This is a genomic window from Mesorhizobium muleiense, from assembly GCF_900099905.1.
GTDB lineage: Bacteria > Pseudomonadota > Alphaproteobacteria > Rhizobiales > Rhizobiaceae > Mesorhizobium > Mesorhizobium muleiense.
In genome coordinates, this window is record NZ_FNEE01000005.1 from 199,361 (window position 1) to 215,800 (window position 16,440).

At 63.2% G+C, this 16,440-nt stretch carries 15 protein-coding genes; 6 read left to right on the forward strand and 9 right to left on the reverse strand.

The window, feature by feature from the left end; genetic code table 11:
• Window positions 1-114 precede the first annotated feature (114 nt).
• A complete protein-coding gene (locus BLT09_RS12330) occupies window positions 115-699 on the forward strand; it encodes a tetratricopeptide repeat protein (RefSeq protein ID WP_091593332.1) in 585 nt (194 codons plus the stop codon).
• Window positions 700-780: 81 nt separating this feature from the next.
• Complete coding sequence (locus BLT09_RS12335; RefSeq protein ID WP_091593334.1) at window positions 781-1,848, forward strand: alpha/beta fold hydrolase; 1,068 nt, start codon at window positions 781-783, stop codon at window positions 1,846-1,848.
• Between the two features lie 38 nt (window positions 1,849-1,886).
• Here the strand turns inward: BLT09_RS12335 and pyk are convergent, their stop codons facing one another.
• Entirely contained in the window at window positions 1,887-3,323 is a 1,437-nt protein-coding gene (gene pyk, locus BLT09_RS12340; protein WP_023797023.1) for a pyruvate kinase, read from the reverse strand.
• Window positions 3,320-3,808, reverse strand: coding sequence for a DUF1036 domain-containing protein (locus tag BLT09_RS12345; RefSeq protein WP_091593336.1), 489 nt, complete (start codon window positions 3,806-3,808; stop codon window positions 3,320-3,322). The genes pyk and BLT09_RS12345 overlap by 4 nt, the downstream gene beginning before the upstream one ends.
• A 245-nt stretch (window positions 3,809-4,053) precedes the next feature.
• Here BLT09_RS12345 and BLT09_RS12350 point away from each other — a divergent pair, with 245 nt between their 5' ends.
• The 3 genes from BLT09_RS12350 (at window position 4,054) to BLT09_RS12360 (ending at window position 6,574) form a co-directional block, all read left to right on the forward strand.
• The gene (locus tag BLT09_RS12350) at window positions 4,054-4,851 is read left to right on the forward strand and encodes an N-formylglutamate amidohydrolase (RefSeq protein ID WP_091593338.1); all 798 of its coding nucleotides are present in this window, start codon (window positions 4,054-4,056) and stop codon (window positions 4,849-4,851) included.
• Between the two features lie 25 nt (window positions 4,852-4,876).
• Window positions 4,877-5,185 carry a DUF1244 domain-containing protein gene (locus BLT09_RS12355; RefSeq protein ID WP_091593340.1) on the forward strand — a complete coding sequence of 103 codons (309 nt, stop codon included), beginning with the start codon at window positions 4,877-4,879 and terminating at the stop codon, window positions 5,183-5,185.
• A gap of 192 nt (window positions 5,186-5,377) precedes the next feature.
• Window positions 5,378-6,574, forward strand: a complete 1,197-nt coding sequence (locus BLT09_RS12360) for an MFS transporter (RefSeq protein ID WP_091593542.1) — start codon at window positions 5,378-5,380, stop codon at window positions 6,572-6,574.
• Here the strand turns inward: BLT09_RS12360 and BLT09_RS12365 are convergent.
• Window positions 6,532-7,443, reverse strand: a complete 912-nt coding sequence (locus tag BLT09_RS12365) for a LysR family transcriptional regulator (RefSeq protein ID WP_091593342.1) — start codon at window positions 7,441-7,443, stop codon at window positions 6,532-6,534. The genes BLT09_RS12360 and BLT09_RS12365 overlap by 43 nt on opposite strands.
• A 94-nt stretch (window positions 7,444-7,537) precedes the next feature.
• Here BLT09_RS12365 and BLT09_RS12370 point away from each other — a divergent pair, with 94 nt between their 5' ends.
• Window positions 7,538-8,497 (forward strand): NAD-dependent epimerase/dehydratase family protein, encoded by a 960-nt coding sequence (locus BLT09_RS12370; RefSeq protein ID WP_091593344.1) that lies wholly within the window; start codon window positions 7,538-7,540, stop codon window positions 8,495-8,497.
• Between the two features lie 117 nt (window positions 8,498-8,614).
• Here BLT09_RS12370 and BLT09_RS12375 read toward each other — a convergent pair whose 3' ends face one another.
• The 6 genes from BLT09_RS12375 to BLT09_RS12395 form a co-directional block, all read right to left on the reverse strand.
• Window positions 8,615-8,773 carry a DUF3309 family protein gene (locus BLT09_RS12375; protein WP_091593346.1) on the reverse strand — a complete coding sequence of 53 codons (159 nt, stop codon included), beginning with the start codon at window positions 8,771-8,773 and terminating at the stop codon, window positions 8,615-8,617.
• A 98-nt stretch (window positions 8,774-8,871) separates the two neighbouring features.
• On the reverse strand, window positions 8,872-12,048 hold the full coding sequence (locus BLT09_RS12380; protein ID WP_091593348.1) for an efflux RND transporter permease subunit: 3,177 nt from the start codon (window positions 12,046-12,048) through the stop codon (window positions 8,872-8,874).
• A 2-nt stretch (window positions 12,049-12,050) separates the two neighbouring features.
• Window positions 12,051-13,229 carry an efflux RND transporter periplasmic adaptor subunit gene (locus tag BLT09_RS12385; RefSeq protein WP_091593544.1) on the reverse strand — a complete coding sequence of 393 codons (1,179 nt, stop codon included), beginning with the start codon at window positions 13,227-13,229 and terminating at the stop codon, window positions 12,051-12,053.
• A gap of 120 nt (window positions 13,230-13,349) precedes the next feature.
• The gene (locus tag BLT09_RS34275; protein WP_167366412.1) at window positions 13,350-13,538 is read right to left on the reverse strand and encodes a hypothetical protein; all 189 of its coding nucleotides are present in this window, start codon (window positions 13,536-13,538) and stop codon (window positions 13,350-13,352) included.
• 85 nt (window positions 13,539-13,623) lie between these two features.
• Entirely contained in the window at window positions 13,624-15,897 is a 2,274-nt protein-coding gene (locus tag BLT09_RS12390) for a xanthine dehydrogenase family protein molybdopterin-binding subunit (protein ID WP_091593350.1), read from the reverse strand.
• 2 nt (window positions 15,898-15,899) lie between these two features.
• Window positions 15,900-16,361: a (2Fe-2S)-binding protein gene (locus tag BLT09_RS12395; protein WP_091593545.1), complete on the reverse strand. Its 462-nt coding sequence runs from the start codon at window positions 16,359-16,361 to the stop codon at window positions 15,900-15,902.
• Between the last annotated feature and the right edge of the window lie 79 nt (window positions 16,362-16,440).

The following is a 16,440-nucleotide window of genomic DNA, read 5'->3' on the forward strand; positions in this document are numbered from 1 at the left end:
GCTGGAGCGTCCTTTACGCGTCCAAAAGGACGCGTGGCGCTCTAATACCGGCCTGCCGGCCCTTTCACGCTAAATTCAGTTTGACGATCCGCTGTCCGGGGTTAGATTCCGGTCATGCGGATTCATTTTGCATTCTTCGCGGCGCTTTTTCTTTTCGGTGTCGCCCCGCTTCCGGCTCAGGCGGAAGACCCGGTCACTCCTCCGGTTGCCACGACCAGGGAGGAAAGGCTCAACCAGCTGTTTGTCGACCTGAAGCGCGAGCGCAATGAAAAAGCCGCCGAGCGCATCGCGGCGCGCATCTCGCACGAGTGGTCGCAATCCGGCAGCGCCTCGATCGACCTGATGATGCAATGGTCGCAAAAGGCGGCTGAAGACAAGAAGTTCGACGTGGCGCTCGACTTCCTCGACCAGGTGGTGACGTTGCAACCGGCCTATGCCGAAGGCTGGAACCGGCGCGCCACCGTACATTTCATGATGAATAACTTTGGAAAATCGATGGCGGACATCGACCGCACGCTGCAGCTCGAGCCGCGCCATTTTGGCGCGCTGTCCGGCCTGGCGCAGATCATGGCGGTAACCGGCCACAAGCAGTCGGCGCTGGAAGCCTGGCAGCGCGTGCTCAGCATCTATCCGATGATGCGCAGTGCCCAGGATCAGGTCGGCACGCTTTCCGAAGAACTTGCCGGCGAAGGGATATGAGGTTGGCGGACAAATCCACTTGAGTGAAAGTCTTTTTAGCTAGACTGTGAACTAATTTCGCTCCGGTCCGTACCTCTCTCCATGAACCCGATCTACGCCACGCTCGCCTTCCTCCTGGCGCTTGTGTTCACCCTTGCAGGTGTCACCCGCGCCGGTTCATGGCTGATCGAGCGCCGCAATCCGCCGATCGGCGACTTCGCGGATATAAACGGTGCCCGCATCCACTACGTTCACATTCCGGCCGGGGAAAACGCCGAAATGCCGCCGATCGTCTTTATCCACGGCGCCAGCGCCAATCTCAGGGATCAGATGCTGCCGTTGAGGCCCTTGCTGGAAGGCCGTGCCGAGATGCTGTTCTTCGACCGCCCGGGTGCAGGCTGGTCGGCTCGCGGCCCCGGCAACAACGAAACCCCATCGGCACAGGCCAGCACCATCGCAACGCTGATGGACCATCTCGGCATCAGGAAAGCCATCATCGCCGGCCATTCCTTCGGCGGCTCGGTGACCACCGCCTTCGGCCGCGAGCATCCCGACAAGACGCTCGGCCTGGTGTTCATGGCGCCTGCCACCCATCCCTGGCCGGGCGGCGCGACCGCCTGGTATTACAATTTGACGACCATTCCGATCGTCGGCCGGCTTTTTTCCGAAACGCTGACCTATCCGTCGGGAACGCTGCAGATGAATGCCGCCACTGCCTGCGTCTTTGCCCCCAATAAGGTGCCGGACTTCTATGTCGCCGGGGTCGCGATCCCGCTGGTGCTTCGGCCGAACGCCTTTCGTGCCAACGCCACCGATGTCGCCGGGCTTTATCGCTACACGCTCGATGCCGCACCGCACTACCGCGATATCAAGGCGCCGACTGTGGTCATCTCGGGCGACCGCGACAAGGTGGTTTATGCAACGATCCATTCGGTCGGCCTCGTCCGCGATATCGCCGGGGCCGAACTGGTCTGGGTCCGCAATCTCGGCCACAAGCCAGACTGGATAGCACCCGATCTCGTTGTCGGCGCGATCGAAAAGGTCGCCGGCAGGGACGTGGACCTTCAGGCAATGGCGAAGGCCGTGGAAATCAGGATTGCCGGCGACACCTACGGTGCCGGCAAATGCGCCGACATCAAAGCCCCGGAAGCCGAACTCGCGCCAATTTAATTTAGAGCAACCGAAATCATTCGAAGCGACGGCCAAGCCTAGCGGCGGGCCTGCACGTCCGATCCGACATAGGCGATGCGCAACATGTTGGTGGAGCCGGGCGTCCTCAACGGCACGCCGGCGGTGATGATGACCCGGTCGCCGGGTTTGCCGAACCCTTCATCCAAAGCGATGCGGCAGGCGCGGTCGACCATGTCATCGAGGTCGATGGCGTCGGGTGAGACGACGCAATGCGTGCCCCACAAAAGCGATAGCCGCCGCGCCGTGTTGACGATCGGCGATAGGGCGACGATCGGCACCTGCGGCCGCTCGCGCGCGGCGCGCAGGCCGGTCGTGCCGGACGCCGTATAGCTGATGATCGCCGACAGTTTCAGCGTCTCGGCGATTTCGCGGGCGGCAAGCGAAATGGCGTCGGCGCCGGTCGCTTCCGGCTCCGAGCGCTGCGCATTGATGATGCCGGCATAGGTCGGGTCGGTTTCGACCTTGCTGGCGATGCGGTTCATCATCGCCACCGCCTCGACCGGGTAGGCGCCGGCCGCGGATTCGGCCGAGAGCATGATGGCGTCGGCGCCTTCGAACACGGCGATCGAGACGTCCGACACCTCGGCGCGGGTCGGCACCGGCGCGGTGATCATCGATTCCAGCATCTGCGTGGCGATCACCACCGGCTTGCCGGCGCGGCGCGCGGCGCGGGTGATCTGCTTCTGGATGCCGGGCACGGCTTCGAGCGGCATTTCGACGCCGAGATCGCCGCGGGCAACCATCAGTGCGTCCGAAAGTTCGATGATCTCGGCCAGCCTGGCGACGGCTTGCGGCTTTTCGATCTTGGCCATGATCAGCGCCCGGCCGCGCGCGATCTTGCGCGCTTCCGCCAGATCCTCCGGCCGCTGCACGAACGACAGCGCCACCCAGTCGACGCCGGTGGCCAGCACAGCATCCAGATCGCTGCGGTCCTTTTCGGTCAGCGCGCCGACCGGCAGGTCGGTGTCGGGCAGGCTGACGCCCTTCTTGTCAGAGATGCTGGTGCCGGCGACGACGGTGCAGACGATCGCCTGTCCGTCGCTCTCCACCGCCTTCAGCTCGAGCTTGCCGTCGTCGATCAAAAGACGGTGACCGGCCTCGACCGATCTCAGGATTTCCGGATGGGGCAGATAAACCCTGGTCGAGTTGCCGGGCTCGGGATTGTCGTCGAGCGTGAAGGTCTGGCCGAGTGTCAGCGTCTCCTTGCCGTTGGCAAACTTGCCTACCCGAAGCTTGGGTCCCTGCAGGTCGGCGAGAATGCCGATCGGCCGGCCGACCGCTTTCTCGACGGTGCGAATGCGACCGACAAGTGTGCGCATCAATTCATGATCGGTGTGACTCATATTAATGCGAAACACGTCGGCGCCGGCTTCGAAAAGCTTCTTCAGCATGTCCTCGGAGGAGGAGGCCGGACCGATGGTGGCGAGTATCTTGACCTTGCGGCTGCGTCTCATTGACTGTTTGTTCCCGGAGCGGCTGGAACGCCCCCCGTTGCGGGGTCATCGGTCAGCTGGACCATCCAGCTTGCCTGCTCGCCCGTGTCATATTCCTGGAATCCGGCGCGCTGGAAGCCCCGGGCGACGCAATCGCTAACGCCGGCGATCTTGAACTCTTTTTCGGCCACGCACATGTTGATCGGACCATCCCAGCGCCCGCCGCGCTCGGCGTCTTCTGCATAAAGATAGTAAAATCTTGATGACAGCGGGCCCTCGATCAGCGTCTTGCAGCTCGAACCCTCGATGTGCCACCAGCCTTCGGTGATCCAGCCGGCCTTGGCGCGATAGCCGATGCCGACGCCGACCAGGTTCTGCGTGGCGTTGCAGACACGGAAATCGGCGCGCGCCGGCGAGGCAGCAACCATCGCGGCGAGGCCAACGGCAAAGGTCAGGAGCGGCATGGCGAAGGCATAACGTACACGCGGCCTGCCGGCGGAACCCATCCTGAAACCTCTCAAGAACCACATTTGCATCTCTCAACGCCCCTTTTCGGAAAAGTCCGGGCGCATGTCAACGCGCCCTTCCGCTCAATTCCAATCGATTTAGAAAGGCTCCGGCGCACGGTCTGTCGCCTTCTGCCAGATTTCCGCAGAAACCGTGGCCAAACGACGGCATTGCGTAATCGTCCCCTTCGTGGAATGACGATACCATCCTCCCTGGAAGCCAGCGAACAGACCATTTCCCGCCGATGACCCGATCCACAGTTTTCGCGCCTTTCGACATCGTCGAAGGCGACCGCAAGCGAGGCATCGTGCTCCTGGCCGATCACGCCCGTCGCGACCTGCCGGAAGAGTATGGCAGCCTTGGCCTGCCGGCGGCGGAATTCGACCGCCATATCGCCTACGACATCGGTGTCGAAACGGTGACGCGCGAACTGGCCGCTTTGCTCGGCGTGCCGGCGGTACTCGCCAATTTTTCGCGGCTTCTGATCGATCCCAATCGCGGCGAAGACGATCCGACACTGATCCGCCAACTCTATGACGGCACCGTCATTTCGGGGAATTATCCACTTACCTTGAAAGAACGTGAAAGGCGGCTCGACCGCTTCTATCGACCCTATCACGATGCGGTCGGCGCCATGATCGCCTCGGTGGCGCAGGCTTGCGCAAACGCCCCCTTTATCCTTTCGGTGCATTCCTTCACCCCGTTCATGCAGGGGTTCGTGCGCCCTTGGCATGTTGGCATCTTGTGGGATCGCGACGACCGGGTGGCGCGACCGCTGATCGACATGCTTGCGAAGGACAAAAGCCATATCGTCGGCGACAATGAGCCCTATGACGGCGCGCTGCGCGGCGACACCATGTTCAGGCATGCCATCATCAACGGCTTCGCCCATGCGCTAATCGAAATCCGTCAGGACCTGATCGCCAATCGGCAGGATGCGGTCGCGTGGGCCGAACGGCTGGCGCCGATCGTTGACGCGATCAACCGCCGTCCCGATATACATCGGGTCAGACGATTCGGCTCGCGCACCGGGCCGCTCTAAGGAAGCCCAAGGAGGCCAAGAACACATGACCGAACTCAGCGACGAGCAGAAACGCGATTTCGAAGCCGCCGCCTTCCGCCGGCTGGTCGCGCATCTGCGTGAACGCACGGACGTGCAGAACATCGACCTGATGAACCTCGCCGGCTTCTGCCGCAATTGCCTCTCCAACTGGTATCGCGACGCCGCTGAGGCCGAGGGTGTCGATCTCAGCAAGGACCAGTCGCGCGAGATCATCTACGGCATGCCCTATGCCGAATGGCAGGCGCTCAACCAGCTTGACGCCTCCGACGCCAAGAAGGCGGAATTCGAGGCAAGACGCCCCAGGGATCACTAAGGCCACGATCCCGAAAAGTGGAAACCGGTTTTCGGATAAGATCGTGGTCGAACAAAGCCCGACCAGATCGGCTTCATCACCTGGGTTCAAGCGAGCCGTTTGGCCCAAGCACTTTCAAGAACGAGCACTTGACTGCAAATTGAATCGATCTAATTTGCCACGCGAAGCCATTTTCGGACCGGATTCTACATGATGGACACGCTAAACCGCATGCAGGCCGCCATTCGTGGACGATGGGCCGTGGCGGCCATCTTCCTGGCCAATGGCTTTCTGACCGGCGCATGGGCGCCGCAGATCCCTGTGGTGCTGACCCGGCTGGATATCAGCAAGTTCACGCTTGGCCTGCTGATCCTGCTGTTCGGCGCCGGCGCGGTCACAGCGATGACCTGGTGCGGCCACCTGATCTCCAGGCATGGGTCGCGCACCGTGCTGCGCTGGTTCGGTCTCATCGGCAGCTTCGGCCTGCTGGTTGTGGCGCTGGCTCCCAACGTGCCGCTGGCGGCCATCGCCATGTTCATCTTTGGCGGTTCGATCGGCGGCATGGATGTCGCCATGAACGCCAATGCGGTCACGGTGGAACGGCGCTTGTCCCGGGCCATCATGTCGTCCTCGCACGGCTTCTGGAGTCTTGGCGGTTTCGCCGGCGGCGCTCTCGGTGGCCTCGCCATCCAGAATTACGGGCATCTCGCCCATGCGACGGTGGTGACGGCTCTCGCTTTCGCTGTGATTGCAGTGGCAGTCCGCTACCTGATCGCCGAGGACAAGCCAGTCCAAGCATCCTCGGGGGTAATCGGGCATCGCAAGTTCGCGCTGCCTGGAAATCCGCTGGTCTATCTGGTCGGGCTGATGGCGCTGATGACGATGATCTCCGAGGGTGCGGTGCTCGACTGGGCAGCGCTTTACCTGCAACAGGAACTCGGCACCGACCTCGCCGTAGCTGGTTTGGCCTACGCCGCTTTTTCCGGCGTCATGGCCGTCATGCGCTTCGTTGGCGACGGGGTCCGCAACCGTTTCGGCGCCGTGACGACACTGCGCGTTTCGGCGCTTGTCGCCGCTGCCGGCATGCTGGTGGCGGGTATGGCGCCCTCGCCCTGGCTCGCCATCTCAGCTTTTGCCTTTTGCGGCTTCGGCATCGCCAATATGGTGCCGATCCTGTTTTCGGCCGGCGGCAACCAGGAAGGCATGTCGCCCGGCACCGGCATGAGCGTCGTCACCACAATGGGCTATTCCGGCATTCTGGTGGCGCCGTCGGCAATCGGCTTCATCGCCGAGCATTCAAGCTTCGGTCCGATCTTCATCGCTTTGTCGGGACTGCTGGTCGTCGTATTCTTGATGGCCGGGCTCGCTCACCGCGCCGAATTCGCGCCTGACGCGGCCCCGGCCGAATAGCGCTTCAACTCCTCGTAGAGGAAATCCGCGACACGGCGGATGCGCACGCTGGTGCGCACGTCGCGGTGCATGGCCAGCCATACCGGAAGCGTCGGCAGCCCGAGGCCCGGCAGCACTGTCTCCACCAGCGGATCGCGGTCGGCCAGCGGCTCCTGGCCAAAGCCGATGCCGTTTCCCGACCGCACCGCCTCCCACAGCACAATTTGGTTGTCGGTCCTGAAGCGGAAGGCATTGCGGGTGAGCGGGACACCGAATTGGGCAAAGCCGCGAATGATCTCATCGCTGCGGTCGAAGCCGATCAGGTCGTGGCCGGCAAGATCGCCGGGTTCGCGCGGACGGCCACGCCGGTCGAGATAGGATTTTGCCGCGCAGGCGCGGAGCGGAATGTCTGCCACCTTGCGCGCCACCAGCTCGTTCTGGGCCGGCTTGACCATGCGGATAGCGATGTCGGCATCGCGGCGCAAAAGATTCTCGACCTGGTTCGACGCGACGATCTCGACCTCGATGCCGGGCTCCTCGGCGCCCAGCCGCGCCGTCATCTCTGGCAGGACATAGGCCGCCACCACCTCGCTGGCGGCAATGCGCACTGTGCCCTCGATCGCCTCGACCGATCCCAGCGCCAACAGCGAAAAGGCGCTCGCCTGCTCGCTCACCGCCCGGCCGCGTTCATAGAGCGTACTGCCGGCTTCTGTCAGGGCGTAGCCGCGCCGCCCGCGCCGGAACAGGGTGACGCCGAGCGCCTGCTCCAGCTCGGCGATATGGCGGCCGAGCGTCGGCTGGCTTGCAGCCAGCTTGCGCGCGGCAGCGGACAGGCTGCCGGTTTCCGCCACGGTGACGAAACTCTTGATCAGATTCCAGTCGATTTCCATTCAAAACTGAATATCATGTCGCCAGATTCAGTCAATTTCCATTCGTTTGCGGGCGGATCATATTGTGACCGTAACGCAAACACGGAAACGAAACATGACCAAGGTCGCAATTCTGGGGGCCAATGGCCGGCTCGGCCGCGTGGTTGCCAAGGCCTTCATCGACGCCGGCTATGATGTCCGCGCCATCACCCGCAGCGGCAAGATAACGGCAGAACTCATCGGCTCGGCGACCGTCGCCGGCGACGGGCTCGATCGCGAAGCGCTTATCCGCGCCACCGAAGGCGTCGACATCATCTTCAACGGCCTCAACCCGATCTACACCGACTGGGGCAAGTGCCTGCCGATGGCCGAGAACGTCATGGCCGCGTGCCGGGCGAACCACGCATTGCACCTCGCTCCCGGCAGCGTTTACAATTACGGCTCGCCGATGCCGGCGGTCATCACCGAAGACACGCCATTCCACCCGACGACGGAAAAGGGCCGCATCCGCGTCGCCATGGAAGACCTCTTTCGCCGCGAGGCCGAAGCCGGCCGAGTTCGCACCATTCTGCTGCGAGCCGGCGATTTCTTCGGCGGCACCGGCACCGGATCGTGGTTCGATCTGATGGTGGCCGCCAAGATGGACAAGGGCGTCTATACCGCCCCCGGGCCGGCCGATCTCCTGCATGGATGGGCCTATCTGCCTGATATGGCCAAGGCTTTCGTCGGACTGACTGAGAATCTCGACAAGCTCGGCGCCTACGAGGCGCTGAACTTTCCCGGCCACGCCGTTACTGATCTGGAGATCAAGGCCGCCGCGGAGCAGGCGCTCGGGCGCACGTTGAAACTGACGTCGATGCCGTGGTGGATGTTGCGCGCCGGCAGTCCGTTCGTGGCGATGTGGCGTGAGCTCGTCTCGATGTCCTATCTCCGCTTCGAGCCACACCAGTTGGTCTCGGCAAGACTGGAAGGCATCCTCGGCACGATCCCGCATACGCCGCTGGATAGGGCGGTGGCAGAAGCCCTCGATGATATCGGTGTGGCCACGATTGATGGCGTTTCGAAAGCTGCCTGAAAACGTGCGTTTCGAACCGAAGGCTCGGAAAGGACCATGCGCAAAATCAAATGCTACAGCGCTGTGAGTCCAAAAGGACGCGCAGCGCTGTAGCATTCGTGCACACCAAACTCCGGGTCAAATCCTGCCCATCAGCAGCAACACCAGCAGCACGATCAGGATGACGCCGACGATGCCGGAGGGACCATAACCCCAGGAACGCGAATGAGGCCATGCCGGCACCGCGCCGATCAGAATAAGGATCAGAATGATGATGAGAATGGTGCTGAGCGTCATGAGAAACTCCCCGCGTTGAGGCATTGCATGACAGGACAATGCAAAAGGCCGCTGGGTTGTTCCCGGCGGCCTTTTCTACCTGGGCTGAAGGGAGCGACCTATTCGGCGGCCTTCGGGAAGTCGATCGCCGGCTCGTCGAGCAAGCCCGGCCCTGCGGAGGTCTCCATAGTCGCATCGGCTGGCGTTCCGCGCCGGAACACCCGACGGAAGAATGCATAGAAGCGGCTGTTCTTGCTGCGCGTGAACACCATCAGCATCGACGGTGTCACCACCAGAGTCAGCAAGGTGGCGAAGGACAGGCCGAAGACGATCGCCGACGACAGTGAAATCCACCATTGCGTCGACGGCGCGTTGATCGTCGTCTCGTGATGGAAGATTTCGAGACCGAGGCCGAAAGCGATCGGCAGCACGCCGAGGATCGCCGACACCGCCGTCAGCACCACCGGTCGGGCACGTTCGCGGCAGGTCTGCAGCACCGCGTCCATCTTGTCCCAGCCCTCTTCGCGCAGCCGGTCGTAGGTGTCGATCAGCACGATGTTGTTGTTCACCACCACGCCGGCCAGCGCGATGACGCCGATGCCCGACATGACGATGCCGAACGCCTCTCCAGTCAACAGCAATCCCAGGAACACGCCGACGGTCGCCATGACCACGCAGGACAGCACCAGCCAGACGCTGGTGAACTTGTTGAACTGCATCAGCAGCACCAGGAAGATCAGGAAGATCGCCGCGCCAAAGGCCTTGCTGAGGAAAGCGCTGGCCTCGGCGCTGTCCTCGTTCGAGCCGGCAAGCTTCCAGCGTATGCCGCTGCCGAGATCCACTTCGGCGACAGCCTGGCTGACCTGCTGCTGGACAGAAGCGACCTGCTCGCCGGCGGCGACATTGGCCTGGACGACCACGGTGCGCGCGCCGTCGATGCGGTTGAGGATGCCGACGGTCGGCTCGGGCTTGCGCACGACGAAATTCGAGATCGGCACCGACCCTTGCGACGTCTGCACCCTGAGGTCGTCGAGGGTCGACAGCGTGCGCCGGTCCTCGGGCAGACGCAGCCTGATGTCGACGGCGTCGTCCGCACCGGCCGGCCGGTATTCGCTGAGCTTCAGCCCGTTCGTCACCAGTTGCACCACCGTGCCGACCGAAGTCGGGCTGATGCCGTATTGCGCCGCCTTGGCGCGATCGACGTCGAGCGCCCAGTCGACGCCGGGTGGCGGCAGGCCGTCGGAAATATCGATGACACCGGGCACCTTGGCAATGCGCGCGGCGACGGCGCGCGCCTTGTCGTCGAGGCCTTTCGGGTCGACGGCTGACAGCCTGATCTGGATCGGCTTGCCGGTGGGCGGGCCGGCCTCGGGCACGCGAACCTCGACGTCGACGCCGGGAATGCCGGCCATGACGCCGCGCAGCTCGTCCAGGATGGCGTTCGCCGATTTGCGCTCGCGCCAGTCGACGAACTCGTACTGGATCACGCCGACCACGTCTTCAGGAATGTCTTGGCCGCCGCCTTGCGTCTTGCCGACACGGGTATAGACGGATTTCACGCCCGGCCAGCCGAGAAGCCGGTTTTCCGCGGTCGTTGTAGCGGCATCCATTTCGGCGAGCGAAAGGTTGCCGCGGGCGTGCACATAGAGCAGGCCGTAGTCAGGCTCGACATTCGGGAAGAACTCGACGCCGGCGCCGTATTTCGAATATGCAAAGCCGACACCGAACAAAAGGCCGACGGTGAGCAGAAGCACGGTGATGGGAAAGCGAACCGCCTGCTTGACCACCGCCATGTACCAGCCGTCGCGGTTGTCATTCTCGTGATGCAGCGGCGCCTTGGCGAACAAGGCGCCCAGCGCCGGTGCAAAAACCAGTGCATAGAGCATCGAGGCCGAGAGCGTGACGATCAGCGTGATCGGCATGTATTTCATAAAGTCGCCGATGATGCCTGGCCAGAACAGCAGCGGCGAAAAGGCGGCGATGCGCGTCATCGTCGCGGCGATGACCGGACCGGCCATGCGCCTGGCGGCAAGCGCGAACGCCTCGGCCTTAGGCATGCCTTCGCTCATCCGCCGCTCGGCGAATTCGGTGACGATGATGGCGTCGTCGACCAGCATGCCGACCGCCAGGATGAGGCTGAACAGGACGATCATGTTGATCGTGTAGCCCATCATGGCCAACAGCAGGATGCCGATCAGGAAGGACGATGGAATGGCCAGGCCGATCAGCAGCGAGGCACGGCCCGACAGCGCGTAGAGAATGACGATGAACACCAGGATCACGGCGATCATGACGTGGTTCTGCAGATCGCCGAGCAACTGGTTGACGAAGACCGATTTGTCTTGCGTGTAGGTGACGTGCATGCCTTCCGGCATGGTCTTTATGAAGGCATCGGACACGGCCCTCACCTGGGCGATCGTGTCGATCAGGTTGGAGCCGATGCGCTTCTTCACCTCGATGGCGATCGCCGGCTTGCCGTCGAGACGGGTCACCGTCTCGGCGTCCTTGAAGGTGGAGCGGACGGTGGCGATATCCTGGGCCTGCACCACGGCATTGGGGCCGGCGACGATCGGAAGCGCCGCCACGTCCTGTGGCGTTTCGATCAGCGACGGCACCTTGACGGCGTATTTGCCCTCGGACCCTTCGATGTTGCCGGCGGCGACAAGACTGTTGGAATCGCCGACCGCACCGATCAGCTGCTCGAGCTGCAGCCCGTATGACGACAGTTTCATCGGATCGATGACGACTTCGACGAGATCGTCGCGGGCGCCCTGCAGCGAGCCTTCCAGCACGCCAGGCACTTCCTCGATGCGGTCGCGCAACTCGCGCGCCGCCGTCGTCAGAACGCGCTCGGGCACTTCGCCCGACAGCGTCACGACAAGGACGGGGAATTCGGAGACGTTGACTTCGGAGACCACAGGCTCCTCGGCTGCCTGCGGCAGGTCGGCCTTGCCGTCCTGGACCTTGCTGCGCGTGTCCTGCAGCGCCGTCGCCAGATCCGTCTGCGGGTGGAATTCGACCAGCACATAACCGCCGCCCTGGAAGGCGGCCGAACGCATCTCCTTGAGCCCCTTGAGGCTCTTCAGCTTGGCTTCCATCGGCCGCAGCAGAAGGCGTTCCGAATCCTCGGGCGAGATGCCCTGATAGATCAGGCTGACATACATCATCGGAATCGGAACGTCGGGTTCCGCTTCCTTCGGTGTCGACTGATAGGCGACCGCACCGGCAAGGATGAGGAACACCAGCACCGAAATGGTCAGCCTGGCATTGCTGATTGCGAGTTTGACTATATCCATGATTACTGCGTCCCGGCCGTCGCTTCGCCCAGCAGCTTCTGGATGGTCGCCTGGTCGGCCTCGACCGGCTTGACCACTTCGCCTTCCTTCACCAGTTCCTGGCCGGCGACGATGATGCGCGCATCGGCAGGGATGCCGCCGAGCACCAGGCCGGTTGGCGTATCGTCGACCAGATCGATCGGGAAGAACACGACCTTGTTATCCTTGTCGACGGCGCGGATGCCGAGATCGCCCTTGTCGCCGAGCGTCACCACGGAGCGCGGCAGCATGACTGCGTCGGTCGGCTGCGCGCTCAGCGCGATCTCGGCGGTCATCCCGGCCGGAATGGTGCCCTTGGGGTTGGGGATTGCGATCTCGACGCGGAAGGTGCGGGTGGCGGACGAGGCGTCGCGGCTGATATAGCGCACGGTGCCCTCGACATTCTGGCCGCTGACCAACCGTACCTTCGCCTTGTCGCCGATCTTCAGATAGCCGAGATCACGTTCGCTGACCTCGCCGCGGGCGATCACCGGATCGAGGCTCAGGATGGTCGCCACTTCGCCGCCCTGCATCACGGAACTGCCAAGCTCCACCGGTACCCGGTCGATGACGCCGTCGAACGGCGCCTTCACCTCGTTGCGGTCGAGTTCGGCCTGCGCGGCTTCCAGGTGCGACTGGGCTAGCGTCAGGTTGGAGCGCGCGGTATCGAGCTGCAGCTTGGGCAGATTGCCGGTTTTCATCAGCCGCAATGCTGCATCGAGTTCGGCCCGACGCTGGACCAGAAGCTGCTTGGCGTTGCTGACCGCCGAAAGCTTTTCCTCGGCTGCCAGCATCAGCACGAGGTCGCCGGTCTTGACGCGCTGTCCCTGCTTGACCGGCAGCTTGTCGATGACGCCGGCGACGCGCGTCGCCAGGACCGCGCGCTTGTCGGCTTCGGTCAGTCCGGAAATCCGGATGGCGCGCGCATAGGTACGCCTGGGCGGGGTTATGGTCGCGACGGTGCGCAAGGTCGCCTTGGGCTGTTCTGCCTCAGCGGGCTTGGCGTTGCCGGCGTCAGCCGTCTTTGGCTGCTCGACCTCCCCCGCTTTGGATTTGTCGGCGGCCGCGCTGCCGACGGACGAGAACTCGCCCGTCGCCATCCACGCAGCGAAACCGACAAGCACAACAATGGCTGCAAGCTTGTGAAACCTGTACTTCGGCATCGTCATTTTTCCAGTGCGCGGGATTCGGCCAGGCCGCGTCTTCTAACTCGGGCGCGTCGCCGATATGGGTGCGCGCAAGGCCGTGTTCAACTTGCCGTGATCGGCGAACGAGCTTCTACATCAAAGTTGCACCGCAATATAGTCAGAAATGTTGATGGGTAATACTTCGCTGGGCAGGGTGCGGCCGCCGTGAAGCGCGCCGGACCAGCGCGGCCTTTTATCTGCGACATAACACTCGGCGCAGCGCGGATGCGAAAGCAACCGCCAGACCGCGTCCCTCGGGCAAGTCTTGGCTGCATCGACCATCATCGGTGCCGTGCCCGGCTTGCCAGTGCCCTTGGTAAAGGCGCCAGCAAAACAGCATGGCAGCAGCTGTCAGCATGATGGGAATATTTCATGCAAAGGTCACCTCCTTCGACAAGGGCAGTGTCCGGATGCGCTTGCCTGTCAGTGCGAAGATGGCGTTGGCGAGTGCCGGTGCCGCCGGCGGCGTGCCGACTTCGCCAACGCCGCCCATCTTGTGAAAATTCTCCAGGATGGCGACTTCGAACGCCGGACACTGGGAGATGCGCATGGCGTCGTAGTCATGAAAATTCGACTGCTCGACCATGCCGTCGGCGAAAGTAATCTCCTGACCCATCGCTGCCGACAGGCCGTAGATGGCGGCGGAGATGAGTTGCGCCTCGATGATACCAGGATCGAGCGCGGTGCCGACATCGGCGGCGATCCACATTTTCTCGATGCGGATCCCGGACGGCGTGTCGGCGACCTGGACGATCTCGCCGACCCAACTGCCGAAGGACAGGGTGAACGCCATGCCCTTGGCCTCGCCGGCGGGCAGCGCCTCGCCCCACTTCGCCATTTCGGCAACCTTCTCGACCACCTTCACCGCTGCCGGATAGGCAGCCATCAGCATCTTGCGCAGTTCGACCGGATCCGTTTTCCCGGCGACGGCGATCTCGTCCATAAAACCCTCATGAAAGAAGCCGTTGATCGAGCAGCCGACCGATCGCCAGAAGCCGACCGGGATGGAGGCGGGCGCAGCAATGCCGCTGACCCGGTAATTCGGGATGGTGTAGGGCTGGTCGTAGGCTCCATCGACAATGGACTTGTCGGGGCCAAGCGGCGATATCGAGGGAAACAGCCGGCGCAAGGTGCTGGCTATCGGCGATGGCGAGGCGATTGCCATGCCGATGGCGACCGGCATGCCGTCGTCGCCAAGCCGCGCCTGGAATTTGCCGACCGAAGCCGGCCGGTAAGCGTCGTGGCGCATGTCCTCCTCGCGCGTCCAGATCACCTTGATCGGCCGGCCTGCGGTTTCCTTCGCCATCAACGCGGCACAGAGCGCAAAGTCCACCTCGATACGTCGGCCGAAGCCGCCGCCCATGAAGGTGGTGTGGACGCTGACCTTGTCCTGTTCGATGCCGACAGCATTGGCGCAAAGCTGCCGCACCAAAGTCGGCGCCTGGTTGCCGCACCAGATGTCGAGAGCGCCGTCCTTCAGCCGCGCCGTCGCGTTCATCGGCTCCATCGTCGCATGTGCCAGATAAGGCACCTCATAGTCGGCCTCGACGATCCTTTCGCGGGGCGCGTCCGCGAAGGCGGTATCGACATCGCCATCGTCGCGCATCACCGATCCTTTTGTGCCGAGCGCCTGCTTCAGCACCTCGGAAATGCCGGCGCTGTCCGGCGGATATTCCGGATCGGCCCATTCGGCGTCGATCGCCTCCGCCGCCTTGAACGCCGCCCAGGTGTTTTCGGCGATGATGCCGAAGCCGTGGCCGTAATTCGTGTCGATCGGCACGATCTTGATCACGCCAGGCATTTTCTCGGCGTTGGAGACATCCGCCTTGACCGGTTTGGCCCAGAAGCGCGGGCTCATCTTGACCGTGCCGTACAGCATCTGCGGCAGCGTCACGTCGATGCCGAAGATCGGTGCCCCGGTGACCTTGGCCAGCATGTCGATGCGTTTTTGCGGTTTGCCGAGCAGTTTCCAGTCGGCTTTGTCCTTGAGCCTGATTTCCGCGGGCGGCGCCATCGTCGCAGCGGTCGCGGCGACCGCGCCATAGGTCAGCGACTTGCCCGACGCCTTGTGCAGGACCCTGCCATTGGCGGTTTCCAGCTCGGCGGCAGCTATGCCGAGCTTTTGCGCGGCCGCCGCAATCAGCATCTGCCGCGCGACGGCCCCTGCCTGCCGCATCTTGCCGAAACCGTCGACCGTCGATGTCGAACCGCCGGTGCCTTGCAGGGCGAGGAATTTTCCGACCACGCCCATGCCGGCGCGCACTATTTCAGCGGTCATGCTTTCATCGAAGAAGGCGAACGGCCCGCCCTCTTCCAGCATCGCCGCATTGAAATAGGCGTAGGAGGCCGGGCCGTGCTCGACCTTGATCTGGTCGAGCCCGACATCGAGCTCTTCGGCAACCATGGCAGCAAGCGTCGTCGAGATGCCTTGGCCCATCTCGGCGCGCGGCGCGACGATGGTGATGGTGTTGTCGGCGCCGATTTTCACATAGGGGTTGAAGGTCGCTTCATCGGCCGCGAGGTCGCCTTCCAGCGGATTCGGAAAAGGCTTGCGATAATAGTAATAGCCGACGGCGACGCCGCCCGCGATGGCAGCGGTGCCGATGAGAAACGTGCGGCGGGCGATCTTTCCGACACTGGCCATGGTCAGATTCCCGCCGTCTTGAGGACGACCGCTCGTCTGATCGCCGCACGGATCTTCGGGTAGGTGCCGCAGCGGCAGAGATTGCCGCCCATGGCATCGTCGATGTCGGCATCGGTCGGGTCGGCAACCTGGTCGAGCAGCGCCACCGCGCTCATGATCTGGCCGGCTTGGCAGTAGCCGCACTGGGCGACCTGCTCTTCCAGCCATGCCTGCTGTACCGGATGCAATCTGCCTTCGGTGCCGATGCCTTCGATCGTGGTGACCGCGCCGGTGACCTCACCGACCTGCAATGAACAGGAGCGCACCGGCTGGCCGTCGACATGCACCGTGCAGGCGCCGCAGGCGGCGATGCCGCAGCCGAACTTCGGCCCGGTTTTGCCCATGAGATCGCGCAGCGCCCACAGCAGCGGCATTTCGGGATCGGCATTGACGTCGAATGCCCGCCCGTCGACGGTGAGGTGCATGGGGATACCCTTTGTTGTCGTCCACAGCCTGGGCAGGCCGGTCGGCCATTCGCCCTTATACATCTTGACAAATTACGTC

What these genes read in the sequence shown, in the direction of transcription:
- BLT09_RS12330 (WP_091593332.1), top strand. Translation starts at nt 115, where the DNA reads ATGCGGATTCATTTTGCATTCTTCGCGGCGCTTTTTCTTTTCGGTGTC.
- BLT09_RS12335 (WP_091593334.1), top strand. Translation starts at nt 781, where the DNA reads ATGAACCCGATCTACGCCACGCTCGCCTTCCTCCTGGCGCTTGTGTTC.
- pyk (WP_023797023.1), bottom strand. Translation starts at nt 3,323, where the DNA reads ATGAGACGCAGCCGCAAGGTCAAGATACTCGCCACCATCGGTCCGGCC.
- BLT09_RS12345 (WP_091593336.1), bottom strand. Translation starts at nt 3,808, where the DNA reads ATGGGTTCCGCCGGCAGGCCGCGTGTACGTTATGCCTTCGCCATGCCG.
- BLT09_RS12350 (WP_091593338.1), top strand. Translation starts at nt 4,054, where the DNA reads ATGACCCGATCCACAGTTTTCGCGCCTTTCGACATCGTCGAAGGCGAC.
- BLT09_RS12355 (WP_091593340.1), top strand. Translation starts at nt 4,877, where the DNA reads ATGACCGAACTCAGCGACGAGCAGAAACGCGATTTCGAAGCCGCCGCC.
- BLT09_RS12360 (WP_091593542.1), top strand. Translation starts at nt 5,378, where the DNA reads ATGGACACGCTAAACCGCATGCAGGCCGCCATTCGTGGACGATGGGCC.
- BLT09_RS12365 (WP_091593342.1), bottom strand. Translation starts at nt 7,443, where the DNA reads ATGGAAATCGACTGGAATCTGATCAAGAGTTTCGTCACCGTGGCGGAA.
- BLT09_RS12370 (WP_091593344.1), top strand. Translation starts at nt 7,538, where the DNA reads ATGACCAAGGTCGCAATTCTGGGGGCCAATGGCCGGCTCGGCCGCGTG.
- BLT09_RS12375 (WP_091593346.1), bottom strand. Translation starts at nt 8,773, where the DNA reads ATGACGCTCAGCACCATTCTCATCATCATTCTGATCCTTATTCTGATC.
- BLT09_RS12380 (WP_091593348.1), bottom strand. Translation starts at nt 12,048, where the DNA reads ATGGATATAGTCAAACTCGCAATCAGCAATGCCAGGCTGACCATTTCG.
- BLT09_RS12385 (WP_091593544.1), bottom strand. Translation starts at nt 13,229, where the DNA reads ATGCCGAAGTACAGGTTTCACAAGCTTGCAGCCATTGTTGTGCTTGTC.
- BLT09_RS34275 (WP_167366412.1), bottom strand. Translation starts at nt 13,538, where the DNA reads ATGATGGTCGATGCAGCCAAGACTTGCCCGAGGGACGCGGTCTGGCGG.
- BLT09_RS12390 (WP_091593350.1), bottom strand. Translation starts at nt 15,897, where the DNA reads ATGGCCAGTGTCGGAAAGATCGCCCGCCGCACGTTTCTCATCGGCACC.
- BLT09_RS12395 (WP_091593545.1), bottom strand. Translation starts at nt 16,361, where the DNA reads ATGCACCTCACCGTCGACGGGCGGGCATTCGACGTCAATGCCGATCCC.